This is a genomic window from Nanhaiella sioensis (assembly GCF_046557775.1).
In the GTDB taxonomy this organism is placed as follows: Bacteria; Bacillota; Bacilli; order Bacillales; family SM2101; genus Nanhaiella; species Nanhaiella sioensis.
Genome location: NZ_JBKAEG010000001.1, coordinates 2,453,266 through 2,467,540 on the forward strand (window position 1 = coordinate 2,453,266; position 14,275 = coordinate 2,467,540).

Here is a 14,275-nt window from a genome sequence, read left to right on the forward strand (position 1 = left end):
GTTTTACTGAAATTGTAAAGGAGATATTTTTGTCATGACTAAAAAGCTTTGTATAGTAGGCTTAGGATATATAGGATTACCGACCGCAGTAATGTTTGCTAATCATGGTATGCGTGTCCACGGAGTAGATATTAATGAAACAGCAGTGAAGATGATACAAAATAAGCAGTTACATATTGAGGAAGCAGGTCTACAAGAAAGATTAAATAGCGCAGTAGATAGCGGGAATTTTACCGCGTCAACGACACCTGAAGAAGCTGAAGTATTTATTATAGCTGTGCCTTCACCGATTAATGAAGACAAGACAGCCAATTTAGATTACGTACGAGCAGCAACAGAGGCAATTGTACCTTATGTGAGGAAGGGAAACCTCATCATTTTAGAATCAACAGTTCCACCACGTACAGTTGAAGATGTTATGATCCCTGTATTAAAAGAAGCTAATTTAGATATCGGTACAGAGTTATTTATTTCACATTCACCAGAACGAGTTATTCCAGGAAAAGTATTTGAAGAATTAACGAATAATGACCGGATCGTTGGTGGGATTAACGAAGAATCAAGTCGTCTAACAGTAGAGCTTTATAGGACTTTCGTAAAAGGAAAGATTCACGTGACAGATGCGACGACAGCTGAAATGGTTAAGGTAATTGAGAATACGTACCGTGATGTTAATATCGCTTTTGCGAATGAATTGGCCAAAATTAGTGAAAAATTAAATGTTAATGCTTGGGAAGCAATTAAACTAGCGAATTTCCACCCTCGTGTGAATATCCATTTGCCTGGGCCAGGTGTAGGCGGACATTGTATTGCAGTAGATCCTTGGTTTTTAGCTGAATTAGAGCCGGACCTCGCAAAAATGATTACACTTGCTCGTCAAACAAATGATGGTATGCCAGAGCATACTGCAAGAAGGGTAAAAGAAATCTTAGAAAATCAAGGGATTAATCATGGACGTGTCGCGGTGTTTGGTCTTGCCTTCAAAGGTAACATAGATGATATGCGTGAAAGTCCATCACTTGATGTCATTCATCATTTACGCGAGCTAGGGCTTGATTGTTCAGCTTATGATCCGCATATTAAGGAAAATAAATTGGATATCCAAACTCAAAGCATTGAAGAAGCAGTTGATCATGCAGATATCATTGTCATATTGACAGATCATAATGAATTTAAGGTCATGGATCCAGAATTATTCGCTAATCGATTACGGACGAAAATCGTGTTTGATACGAAAAACTGTATTCAAGCAGAGAAATGGAAGGATCATGATTTTGACGTCCTTCGTTTAGGCGACTCGAAAAACTAACGAGAAAAGTGAGCAAGGGTGGTCCTTACTAACGTAAAGATTTAACATAAAGTATGTTAAAATTAAAGAGACAATTGGGTCATGAACATCCTGTAAAAGGTGATGAAAGAGAATATGAAGGAAACAATATTAGGTATAGATGTATGCACACATTCGTATGATGAACTAATTGATGAATTATTAAATAATATGAAGGAAAATAAAAAATCATTTCTTGTGGCAATCAATCCTGAGAAGGTAATGAAAGCCCAAAATGATGCTACATTGCGCAAATTATTAAATAGTGCCACGTATCAGATTCCTGATGGTATAGGAGTCGTTCTCGCATCAAAAATGAGAAGAGGCAAAATAAAGAGTAGAGTGACAGGTATTGATACAATGCTTAAGCTTTGTGAGGCAGCCGCTAATAACAAAAAAAGAGTGTTTTTATATGGAGCAAAGCCTGGGGTAGCTGATCAGGCAAAGGCAAGGCTTGAGGATAAATATCCGGGAATACAAATTGTCGGTTCCTTACATGGATATGAGAAGGATGAGCAGGTGGTTTTTGATACAATTAATCATGCTAAGCCTGATATTATTTTTGTCGCCTTAGGTAGTCCTTCTCAAGAAAACTGGATCATAAAACATATGGATAAGCTGCATCCTACTGTGTATCAAGGTGTAGGTGGATCTTATGATGTTATTTCTGGAAATTTAAAGCGTGCGCCAGAGTCATTTCAAAGGCTTGGTTTAGAATGGCTATATCGGTTAATAAAGGAGCCATGGCGTTTTAAAAGGCAATTAATCTTACCTAAATTTCTAATAAAAGCGATGAAAAGGTAACAATTTTTCATTTTACATTCTTTTATCATATGAAAGTAGATTTTTTTAAAAAAAGGTATAAACTAACGGCAAAAATCATTTGTTATTAAGGCTTTTCAATGGTAATATATACTTGTAGGATCTATTTATATCCTTTTTGCTTTTGAGAATATAATATCTCGGTTGGTAGCCCAGTGAGAAAAGCGCCTATCCTAGGATAGGCGTTTTTCTTTTGGGCTGTTTTTTTGCATAGATTCCAAATAACTTAACACGAAAATAACTAGATTTAGTGCACCTTTTCTTCTATAAAACGATGAATGCGGAGTAAAACGGTATCTTTATCTTCTAGTATAGGAACGATAGACACAAAGTTAACTACTAGAGCCTTCTTCTTTCTGCTTAGACTGTTTTTCGTTCGACGAAATAATTGCGTTTACAACTAGCGCTCATGGCATCATTTCTTCTATTAAATGAAGTAAAATTACATCTTATCTTCAAATAGGGATAATCGCAACAAAGTTACGAAAGGAAACAGTACTAGTTAGTGTAGGTGAAAACATCATTCATTGTTGCATGAACAAATGAAAGCATGAAAAAAGAGGAACGATTGACCGTCCTCTTTAAACTAAGCTGTTTTCGAATTCATTGTTGCTTTCCGTAATTAGGGTTCATTACGAATATACTTAACGTTCGGGGCATCTTTTCTTCAGTAAAACGAAGAGTAACATATAAAACCACGCAACATAGTTTACGAAAAGAGCCTTAGACTATAAATGATGATTTAAGATAACATATTAAATCATCATGTTATTTTTGGTTAGCTTTTTCGTTTTGTTGAGGGTATGCCTTCCAAGATTGTAAATCTATTTGTTCTTTCAATAGTAAAGATGGTGGAAAAATAAACGTCCATGGTTTGCTCGTATTTGCTTTTACTTGAAGTGAATTTAACGTAAATCCACCTTTAGCAATAACTTCACCTGTAGCATCCTCGACAATTAGCGGCAGCTTCTCTAGGTTAATATGATTTGGACTGCCGTTTCGAATGAGCATCGTTACGTGCAGGCTACCGTCCTGTGCTTGTTTAGCTTGTAGAGACATGAAGTTAACTTCTCCTGGCTTTGGTGCTGGTGTTTCTTGAACAAGCTTAGCAAGCATCTTCTTATCTTGGTCTGCTAGGCTCTTTTCCCAGCTTTCCTCTAGGTCAAGTGCATGAGGTTTTTTTATTTCAAAGGCTAGTCTCCAGCCCGTACTTGGTAGCTCAGAGGCAATAACATGCTGCTCCTCAAAGTGAAACTCCCAAGGACGACTACTTCTAGCAGGAAGGTTGCCAAGCCCTTTTAAATTAAATACTTTTCTAGCAAGCCTTTCGCCATCAGGGCCAATGAGTAAAAGTGCCGTTTCATTAAAATGAATAGATTTGTTTAGACTGTTGCGCACAAATGCAGAAACAACATAACCATCCTCTACATTTTTTAGTTCAATTCCTGATAAGGAAACCTGGTTCTCTTTTAATGGAGACAACTCATTATTTAAAAACTGGTAATAGTATTTTTCTTCCACACCGACAGTTGATGATGGGTGAAAGCTCAGCTCTGTTTTCACTTCGACATTTGAATGAGATTGTTCGTCAGTTCCGAGCACTTCATTTGCACTTACTGTACTGTCTTCTCCTTGTTTTTGTATATTTTTATCTTTTTTCTTGAAAAATGGTAACATCTACAAAACTCCCTTCACTTTTTCACAGGAATTTGGTGGGAGATCCCACCAAATACTTTAATGCTTTAAAATGTCAGGGGCGAGTCCCCCGAATTGATTGCTTACGTCACGTTCAATTTTTTCGTACATGATCGTAAATAGTTCAAGTCCTTCACGCTGGTATTGGCGCATTGGGTCCTCTTGGCTGTAGTGTCGAAGTCCTATTCCTTCTTTTAAGCGTTCCATTGTGTCTATATGCTGTAGCCAATGGTGGTCTGTAAGAGATAGTAATGATCTTTGTATGACAAACTGTAGCTTCTCACTTTCTTTTTGATTCTCAAGCAAATCAAGGAATGTAGCAAGAGCTTCATTAACAACTTCCTTGACATCGTTAATATCAGCAATATCATTTGAGAATGAAACAGCATTTTCACCGAACACGGCATTTAGCTTCATTTCTAATGTTGATAAATCCCACTCTTCAGGTAATTGCTCTTCCTTGCATATGTTTTCGGTTTCATGATGCACATGGGATGAGATCATTGGAATAGCAAGTGATATGGCGTCTTTTGTCTTTAGTATGTTATCTCTTAAATCATAGATTGTATTTCGTTGCTCGTTCATAATGTTATCAAGCTTCAAGTGATATTCACGGATAGAGAAATTACTTCCTTCGCAAATACGTTGAACACGTTCAACAAATTCATCAGCTTTTTTATTGTTAATCAAGCCATTGTCATCAGCTTTAAAAGCTTTTTGTAGTTTTTCCAGCTCTTCTTTGGCAAAGCGGGTGAACATTTCATCCTCCAATGAGATATAGAACTGTGAACAACCTGGATCACCTTGACGTCCAGATCGCCCCTTTAGCTGATTATCAACTCGGCGAGCTTCATGCTTTTCAGTACCGATGACAAATAACCCACCAAGCTCAAAAACACCTTCACCGAGCATAATATCTGTTCCACGACCAGCCATGTTTGTAGCGATAGTAATTTGATTTTTTTGCCCAGCTAATGAAATAAGCTCAATTTCTTGCTCAATGCTTTTGGCATTTAGTAGTTGAAATTGCAAACCTTCCTTTGTTAAATATTCAGCAACCTGTTCTGATTGTAAAATTGACGTCGTTCCTACTAACACTGGTTGTCCCGTCTTATGAATCCGATTTACCTCATTTGCGACAGCGGTATATTTATCGTCAATCGTTGCAAAGATTTTATCTGATAAATCAGTTCGTTTGATCGGCTTATTAGTTGGAATTTGCCTAACGTCCATGCCATACAATTCTTGAAATTCTTTCTCCTCGGTTTTCGCAGTACCTGTCATACCAGATAATGTAGGATATAATCTGAAGTAATTTTGAATTGTAATCGATGCCTGTGTTTTGTTTTCTTCAGTAACTTCTAAGCCTTCTTTCGCTTCAATAGCTTGATGAAGACCGTTACTTAAGCTACGTCCTTCCATTGGACGACCGGTAAACATATCAACTAACAAAATCTTGCCTTCTTTTACAATGTAATCAACATCACGTTTAAACATGACATTTGCACGTAATGATTGAATCATATAGTGATATAATGTTTGGTGCTCAAGGTCGTATAGGTTTGGAATGCCAAAGCCTTTTTCTATTTTCTCAATCCCTCGTTCGGTTAAATTCGTCGTTTTTGTTTCATCATCATATATAAAATCTTCATCAAGAACGAAGGTTTTTACAATGCGTGCACATAAGTAGCTTAGTTCAGAGCTAATGCCAGTTTTACCCGCAATAATAAGTGGTGTTTTCGCTTCGTCGATTAATACGCTATCTATTTCATCAATGATGGCAAAATGATATGGTCGTTGTACACGTTGGCTTATATCAAAAACCATATTGTCTCGTAGGTGATCGAATCCGAACTCATTTCCAACACCATAAGTAATATCAGCCTTGTAAGCTGCTACCTTTTGATGAGGCTCCATCATCGGGATATTTAAACCGACAGAAAGGCCTAAAAACTCATGAATTTTCCCAATAAGATCGCGGTCTCGCTTCGCTAGGTATTCGTTAACTGTAATGACATGAACCCCTTTACCTTCCAACGCACGCAAATAACTTGGCAACGAAGCAACCAACGTTTTCCCTTCTCCTGTTGCCATTTCAGCTATGTTTCCTTCAGTTAATACAAGTCCTCCAATGAGCTGTACATCGTAATGACGTTGTCCTAGCACACGTTTAGCAGCCTCTCTAACTGTCGCAAACGCTTCGGCTTGAATATCATATATCGTTTTTCCATTGTTAAGCTGCTCTTTAAAATAGGAAGTCTTTTGTTTCAGTTCAGCATCTGATAATGCCTCAAAATCAGCCTCTAGCGCATTTATGTGCTCTACTGACCGATAATATTTTTTAATTTTTTTTTCTTGTGAATCTCCAAGCATTTTTTTAATATAGGTTAACATGGTTTCTCTCCTTAACCTTGTTATATGGCTTCGTTTTTTGTTTGTAAATTCTCTAAATATCGTCATTGAAAAGAGGGATATTGCTTCATCACTGCCAATATTTCCTCAGATAGAAACAGTATAGCATTGTTTACAATTACTTTCATCTTATGAATCATACCCACTATTAACAATGATTACCTTCTATAGTGAAACAAGCTGACATTTTAGACAGACATTTTCTTTTTTGTTTCTACATTTATATTGTTGTGATATAGTATTTAAGTCTAGTAAAAAATGGATAATAGACTATTTAGTAGATGAATTACTAAAACTATGAAACCTTTGTAGGTTTCAATCGTTAAATGTTAAGAGGGGTTTTACTAGCTTCATAGTTTCATTTAACATTTACACATCTAAGGAGGAAAAAATTTATGAAAAAATGGCAAAAGTCTGCTCTGTCATTGGGACTAGCTACTTCTTTATTAGCTCCTAGCTTTGCCTCAGCTTCAACAACATTGAATATAGAGCCAGTGGTAAAAGAAGAGTTACCATTTCACGCTTTAGATCAATTTAACTTAAAGGAACAAAAAAGCTTACTTGCAATGAATATGAAAGCTGATGCTAATGAGCAAATAAGTGAGGATACGCTAATAATTAAATATAATAAAAAGCTATCTAACACTGTACATAACCGTGCAGGAACGACGCTAAAGCGCTCTATGCCAACACTTGGTTATGATATCGTAACCGTTAAGAAGGGACAAAGCTTGCAAGAGGTGGTAAACTACTATGCTTCTCAAAACAATGTAGTAAATATATCGCCAAGCTATACATATGAAAAGCTTGGTGTAAAAGCTGATCCAAAGGCAAAGGATATGTATCATTTATCATTGTTACAAATTGATGAAGCATTAAGCCTTGCGGGAGATCATGCGGTGACTGTTGCAGTCATTGATACTGGTATCGGCTCGGATCATCCAGAGCTTAAATCGCAAATTTTACCACCTTATAATGCTGTGAATCCTGCAAGTCAAGGTGTTGCAGACTTACACGGTACACATGTTGCGGGTATCGTTAGTGGTGAGGCAAACAACGGCGTAGGTGGCTACGGTATAAATCCAAATGCAAAAATTTTACCGATTGATGTGTTTAATGGAGGATTTGGTGCGTATGACTATTCGATTGCTGAAGGGATACTTTATGCAATTGACAACGAAGCTGATGTCATAAATATGAGTCTAGGTTCACCTTTCCCAAGCCCGATTGTAGATGAAGCAGTACAAAAGGCAATTGATGCTGGCATTGTTATCGTTGCTGCAGCAGGAAATAATGCCACAGACGATTATTTTTATCCAGCAGCACATGATCGTGTAATTAGTGTAGGGGCGACAAACGATAAAAATAATTTAGCGGACTTTTCTAACTTCGGTCCACAGGTTGACATCGTAGCTCCTGGAGAAGGAATTTATAGCTCGATCTTTGATACTCAAAAGAATGCTTCCTCATTTTTAAAAGCTGATGGAACATCAATGGCTTCACCAGTTGTAGCAGGTGTTGTTTCCTTACTATTATCAAAGTACCCTGATCTACAGCCTTACGAAGTGGAAGCGGTTCTTGAGCGTACAGCAACTGATCTTGGAGAAGCTGGCTATGACTTAACCTATGCAAATGGTTTAGTAAATCCTGTTGCTGCACTACAATATGATATTACTCAATTACCAGAGAGAATTCAGTGGGATGATGAAAAGATTTTGAGCGAGGCATCATTAATCACTTTTAGTGAAGATCGTTTTACGACGCAAGGTAAGCTACAATCTCCAGAAGAAAGACATTGGTTAAAAGTAAACCTTGAAGAAGGTCAATCCATTCAAACGATTTTAGAAGCAGCTGATAATTATGATTACAAATTAGAGCTACGTTTTTATCCAGCTACTAAAACGGAAGCAAGTGAAACAATAGAAGTGAATGATGTTGTTGCTGGTGGTTTGGAAGGTAGCTTGTTTACGGCAATAGAGAACGGGATGTTAGCAATTGGTGTTACAGATACGAACGGAAATTATAGTTTGCAAGGAAAATCATCGTATGAGTTAACAGTAAATCGCTATGATGAATTACATGAAGATGGCTTAACGATAGATAACCCTGCAATGATCACATCTTTACCATTTGATAGTGAGCAGCTTGAAATGGCACCATTAACGATGTTATCAGTAGATAACAAGGGTGAAAAAGTAAACGATAAAGACTATTTTGCTCTTACGGTTGAAGAGCTACAAGCTGTCAATATTTCATTATCTGAGCTTCCAGGTGTTAATACTTCATTAAATGTATATTTCGCTGAAGACTTAGAGCTTGCAGATGAATACGGCTTATGGCCATTTGCATCAGCTAACACGGGAACTTCTGGTGAAGGAGAATCAGTAACGTTTGAAGCTATGCCTGGTATGGAATACATCATCGAAATTTCTAGTGAACAAACGTTAGATTTCTTTAGTTTACTGTTCCTAGGAATGGACTTGAAGAATGATGTATCAACGTCTGCAGTTCCATATCATTTGCTTGTTGAGAAGGTAGACTTTCCAGTTGATGAAGATAGCTTGTCGTTTGAACCAACTCCAGAAGAAGAGCTTATGTCTGGAGAAATCGATAAATCCGCATACATGACGTCTAAAAAAAATGCAGCGGAAGATCAATTGGATCTATTATTTGAGTCAAGCTGGAGTGAGTTTTCTCCAGAGGAAGTAGAGCTCATTATGGCTACTGCAATCGATTATACGATTGGAGAGCAAGCTGAAGGGTATTTCCAATATAGCGGAGATAGTGATTTTTATACGTTTATGCTCGACCAGGAGCAGGATGCGATACTGCAATTCGATTTAAATAAAATGAATACAATGATACCTACCTTAACAGTATATGAATACAACGAGGAAGAACAAACATTAAATGCTGTGAATCAATCATTTAGCTTTTTAATGGAAATGGAAGAAACACCAACGATCACCATTCCGTTAGAGAAAGACAAGCAATATTATGCGAAGGTTGAAAATGGTAGCTACCAGCCAGCGAAAGAAATGTATGAAATGTCATCAAAAATAGTATACGATGTGCCATTTGATGAAAACGAAAAAAATGATGAACCGCTACAATCGACTATTTTAAAACCAAATGTTTCAGTGAATGGGAGCTTCATTTTTGCTGATGATGTGGACACTTACTATTATAAGCACCGTAGTGAAGAAGAGTTATTTGGCTTATCTGTCAAAGTAAATCAGCTTACAGATCAACAAAAGCTAGAGCTGCCATCAGAAATCAAATCACCATTAATGCTCGGGTTTATGATTGTTGAAGATACAAATGGTAACATGTTTATTGATGGGGATGAAGCGAGAAAATCAATCGTATATGAACCTGATTTTGTGAATGTTGAAGGAGATTTGAACGGCTCATTTAAAGCGCGAGAGGGCATCGGATATTTTGTTGTCGCGATGAATTACGGCTCTATATTCTTCGGGCAAACAGTCAAATCGTATGATATTGCATTAAATACACTTGACAGCCAAGATGAAGATGCTGATTCAGTTGTAACTAATAACATCCCTTCAATGCCACTTCAGTTTGTGAAAAATGAAGATGTGTATGAGGCTGTAGGCTATTTAAATGCTGGTGTTGACTTTGGAGATAAAGACTATTATCAATTTGATGTGTCAAATAGCGGGGAGTATGAGGTGTCGTTACAAATACCGTCAAGTATAGATGGTGACTTAACAATTTACAGCAATGAGGGTTATGTTGTGAAGACCTTTGATCATTATGGATCTGGTGATGAGGAAATCGGAACTGTACAATTAACAGAAGGTACATATTATTTCGAAGTGAAGGATTCACAACTAAATGCAAGTAATGAACCGTACACATTGCACGTAAAATCAACAAACTAATCGTTTTAAACTAGGCTGATGCCAAAAGTATTGTTACTTTTGAGCATCAGCTTTTTTTGAGTTTTATCAATATGAGTTAGGACCTTAATAAACTCCCAAAAAAATATAGTAATGCTATTATTTTACTGGTATATTATGTTATAGTATTCTTGTTCTAGAAAAATATGGAATTATTATTACGTGGTAGATCTAATTCGTATTTTTTTATTAAGTATGGGAGATTGAGAGCTTTTCTAGAATTGTGTGCAACCTCAGGGTTGTAGGTAGTTGAATCGTCTATGATTAATAGAATGAGGAGGAGAAAATGGGTATGAAAAAATGGAAGAAAACTGCGTTGTCATTAGGTTTGGCATCTTCATTAGTCGTACCAAGCTTTACATCAGCAGCCTTTACACCAACACCAGCCGATGTCACAGGATTAAAGGAGCAAGAGTTTTATAATGTGCTAGATCGATTGAATTTAACTAACAAAGAACAGCAAGAGCTCGCTTTTAAACAACAATTAGAAGCAAATGATCAAGTTAGCGAGGATACGCTCATCATCAAATATAGCACAAAGCTATCTGACAAAGTACATAACCGTGCAGGAACGCTCGTTGAACGATCGTTCCCAACGCTTGGATATGATGTTGTAAAACTTAAAAAGGGCCGTAGCTTACAGGATGCGATGCAATATTATACTTCCCAAAGAGACGTTGTAAACGTATTGCCAAGCTATACGTACGAGCTACTTGGTGGTAAGGGTGATCCGAAAGCGGACAGCATGTATCATTTATCACTGTTACAAATCGATAGAGCATTAAATCTTGCAGGGGATCATGAAGTGACTGTAGCAGTCATAGATTCAGGAATTGACGTAGACCACCCGGATTTAAAATCCAAAATATTGCCACCGTATAACGCTGGTGATCCTGCGAATCAAGGTATGCCATACCATCATGGTACACACGTTTCAGGAATAATTGGTGCAGAGGCCGACAATGGAGAAGGTGGGCATGGAATTAATCCTAAGGCAACGATTTTACCTATTGACGTGTCTTATCTAACTGACTATGTCATTGCAGAGGGAATCTTGTATGCGATTGAGCAAGAAGCAGATGTCATTAATATGAGCCTCGGAGGATCGATGCCTAGCCCGATTATGGAGGACGCAGTACAAAAAGCACTAGACGCTGGCATTACAGTTGTAGCTGCAGCAGGAAATAGCACATCTGATGCATATCATTACCCAGCGGCGTTCGATGGAGTCATTAGTGTAGGCTCTACAAATAGTGAAAATGAGCTTTCATATTATTCGAATTTCGGACCAGCTGTAGATATTGTAGCACCTGGTGAAGACGTCTATAGTACAGTGTTTAACCTTCAAAAAAATGCATCATCCTATGTAGAAATGAGTGGAACATCGATGGCATCTCCAGTCGTTGCAGGTGTCGTATCACTTTTATTATCTACATACCCAGATTTAACACCAGCTCAGGTTGAATTCATACTTGAACAAACAGCCATTGACCTAGGTGAAGCAGGGTATGATTTAACATTTGCTAATGGTCTAGTTAATCCAGTGGGTGCTTTACAATTCGACATGAATCTCTTACCTGACGTGATAGAGTGGAATGACGAAAGAGTATTAGCTGAAGGTGCTGAAGTATCATTTGTTGAAGAGGCCTATTCAATAGAAGGAAAGCTTAGCTTACCTAACGAAATAGCTTGGCACAAAGTTGAGCTTGAGGAAGGTCAATCAGTCCAAATGATCTTAAACGGTGCAGAGGATTATGACTATAAGCTCGATCTTAAATTTTACGCTGAAGGAACAAATGAAGCTAGTAGCATACTAGAAGTAAATGATATGCTGGCTGGTGGTGCAGAAGGCCGTTTATTCACAGCCGTTGAAAAAGGAACATTAGCCATTGGGGTTACCGATGTGAATGGAAATTATAGCTTGCAAGGGAAATCTTCCTATGAGCTCACGTTAACTCGTCATGATGAGCTTCATGAGGATGGGATTACAAAAAATGAGCCTGTCAGCATTACAGAATTACCATTCGATAGTAACGATCTTGATATTGCTCCGTTAACCTTTTTACCTGAAGAAGACAAGAATGGAGAATTAATTTCGGACAAAGACTATTTCACATTCTCAGTAGATGAACCGCAAATTGTAAGTATTTCATTGTCAGAAGTAGTAGGAATAGATTCAGCAATTAATGTTTATTTTGCAGAAGATTTTTATCAAGAGCTTCCGGTAGGGCTTTCAGCAGAAGAGCTTGAATGGTATAAACCGTGGGCAATTGAGAGCATGAATGGAGGACGCATGAGTGAAGGTGAAGTCCTTACGTTTGAAGCGATGCCAGAGATGGAATATGTAATAGAAACATCTAGTGAGCCAGTGGATGATTTCTTTTTCTTCTTCTTTGATCCATTTAATCCATTTTTTGATCCTTCTCAAATGATGGTAGAAGAAGACAATATCCCAGCTTCTGCGGATCCGTATCAAGTAACAATGAACACAGTTGAACTCCCAGCGGATGAAGATGCAGAGCAAATGGACAGTTATGAAGATGAATTTATTGCAGGTAAAATAAGCAAGCAGGAATATATGCAATTAAAGAAGGATGAAATCGAACAAGATTTAGTGATCACCATAGAGAGTTATTTCGAAGAGTTTTCTGATGAATTTCTTGATAGAATGACTTCTACAGCCATTGAATATACTGTTGGAGATGAAGCAGAAGGATATTTCCAAACGTATGGTGATGAGGATTTTTACACTTTTACGACTGACAAAGATGCTGTATATAAATTTTCATTGAATCAAGATAAATCGATGATGCCAAGGGTGACGATTTACGAGTTTGATGAAGAGGAGCATGATCTTATTGCAGTGGGAAGATCAGGATATAGCATTTATACTGGAGAGCCTGAACCGGTATTGACAATTGCTTTACAAAAAGAGAAGAGCTACTTCTTAAAAGTAGAAAATAGAATGTACCGAATTTCAGAGGTACCGTACGAGTTAACATCTACTATACTTGCTGATGCACCACACGAAAAAAATGAACAAAATGATCGACCTCTTCAGGCGACGATTATAAAGCCAAACCAACCTGAAACTGGGTATTTTGTATTTAATAATGATATTGATATGTATTATTATAAACATCGCAGTGCGGATGAGATTCTTGGATTTGGCCTAAAGACAAATGAGCTAACTGCTGAGCAAGAGGAAGCTATGCCGAACGAATTGAAAAATCCGTTAATGATGTCCGCACAAATCGTTGAAGATACGAATGGAAATATGATCATTGACGATGATGAAGCAAGTAAATCATTAAACTATTATTCGTTTTTCTTAGAAGATACGAATATATCAGGTTCGTTTAAAGCGAAAGAAAACGTTGGGTATTTTGTGTTAACTGCATCTACTGCATTTTTAGGCATATCGCTTAAATCTTATGATATATCCATTCAAACACTGGGTAGTCTGGATGAAGATGCTACCACAGTCGTTACGAATAACATCCCGTCAAAGCCACTTCATTTCGTGAAAAACGAAGCAACATATGAGGCAGTCGGATATTTAAATTCAGGTGTTGATTTTGGGGATAAGGACTATTATGAATTTATTGTCGAGCAAGACGGTACATTTGATGTAACATTAGACAGCCCAGAAGGATTAGATGGTGTTGTAACGATCTACAATGGTCACGGTGTAGCTGTACTAGAAATGGATAGCTACGGTGTAGGAGATCAAGAGATTTCATCTGTATCATTAACAGCAGGAACATATTATTTTGAAGTGAAAGACGCATACTTACGATTTAGTAAGGAGCCATATACATTACGTGTAACAAGCAATAAATAGCGTGACATACATGGGCTGAAGGGATCATGCAACCTGATTTCCTCAGCCTATTTGATTTAGATCCGATGCAATAGGAAAGAGTAGCATATAAAAGAAAATAATAGTTTAATTGCAAAAAATATGAAACTTTTTTGTGATTTATACGTCTATAATAAAAGGGAACATAATAGTTTTATAGAGGATGTTCAAAAGCTATAACCTATTTTGAACATGCAAAATGATCGCACTTTGAAAGAAATGAAAGGGGAGTAT

At 37.3% G+C, this 14,275-nt stretch carries 6 protein-coding genes; 4 read left to right on the forward strand and 2 right to left on the reverse strand.

The genetic code is table 11. From position 1 onward, the window contains the following. The first annotated feature begins 34 nt into the window (after window positions 1-34). Both V1503_RS11600 and V1503_RS11605 read left to right on the forward strand, forming a co-directional pair. Complete coding sequence (locus V1503_RS11600; protein WP_410627049.1) at window positions 35-1,309, forward strand: nucleotide sugar dehydrogenase; 1,275 nt, start codon at window positions 35-37, stop codon at window positions 1,307-1,309. Window positions 1,310-1,423: 114 nt separating this feature from the next. Beyond that, complete coding sequence (locus V1503_RS11605; protein WP_214480804.1) at window positions 1,424-2,131, forward strand: WecB/TagA/CpsF family glycosyltransferase; 708 nt, start codon at window positions 1,424-1,426, stop codon at window positions 2,129-2,131. Window positions 2,132-2,917: 786 nt separating this feature from the next. Here V1503_RS11605 and V1503_RS11610 read toward each other — a convergent pair. Continuing rightward, window positions 2,918-3,826, reverse strand: a complete 909-nt coding sequence (locus V1503_RS11610) for an accessory Sec system S-layer assembly protein (protein WP_410627051.1) — start codon at window positions 3,824-3,826, stop codon at window positions 2,918-2,920. Window positions 3,827-3,883: 57 nt separating this feature from the next. Further along, window positions 3,884-6,238 (reverse strand): accessory Sec system translocase SecA2, encoded by a 2,355-nt coding sequence (gene secA2 / locus V1503_RS11615; RefSeq protein ID WP_410627053.1) that lies wholly within the window; start codon window positions 6,236-6,238, stop codon window positions 3,884-3,886. A gap of 413 nt (window positions 6,239-6,651) precedes the next feature. Here secA2 and V1503_RS11620 point away from each other — a divergent pair, with 413 nt between their 5' ends. Together V1503_RS11620 and V1503_RS11625 are read left to right on the forward strand one after the other, a co-directional pair. Beyond that, entirely contained in the window at window positions 6,652-10,161 is a 3,510-nt protein-coding gene (locus V1503_RS11620) for a S8 family serine peptidase (RefSeq protein WP_410627055.1), read from the forward strand. 304 nt (window positions 10,162-10,465) lie between these two features. Further along, window positions 10,466-14,023: a S8 family peptidase gene (locus tag V1503_RS11625; protein WP_410627057.1), complete on the forward strand. Its 3,558-nt coding sequence runs from the start codon at window positions 10,466-10,468 to the stop codon at window positions 14,021-14,023. The last annotated feature ends 252 nt before the right edge of the window (window positions 14,024-14,275 follow it).

What these genes read in the sequence shown, in the direction of transcription:
- V1503_RS11600 (WP_410627049.1), top strand. Translation starts at nt 35, where the DNA reads ATGACTAAAAAGCTTTGTATAGTAGGCTTAGGATATATAGGATTACCG.
- V1503_RS11605 (WP_214480804.1), top strand. Translation starts at nt 1,424, where the DNA reads ATGAAGGAAACAATATTAGGTATAGATGTATGCACACATTCGTATGAT.
- V1503_RS11610 (WP_410627051.1), bottom strand. Translation starts at nt 3,826, where the DNA reads ATGTTACCATTTTTCAAGAAAAAAGATAAAAATATACAAAAACAAGGA.
- secA2 (WP_410627053.1), bottom strand. Translation starts at nt 6,238, where the DNA reads ATGTTAACCTATATTAAAAAAATGCTTGGAGATTCACAAGAAAAAAAA.
- V1503_RS11620 (WP_410627055.1), top strand. Translation starts at nt 6,652, where the DNA reads ATGAAAAAATGGCAAAAGTCTGCTCTGTCATTGGGACTAGCTACTTCT.
- V1503_RS11625 (WP_410627057.1), top strand. Translation starts at nt 10,466, where the DNA reads ATGGGTATGAAAAAATGGAAGAAAACTGCGTTGTCATTAGGTTTGGCA.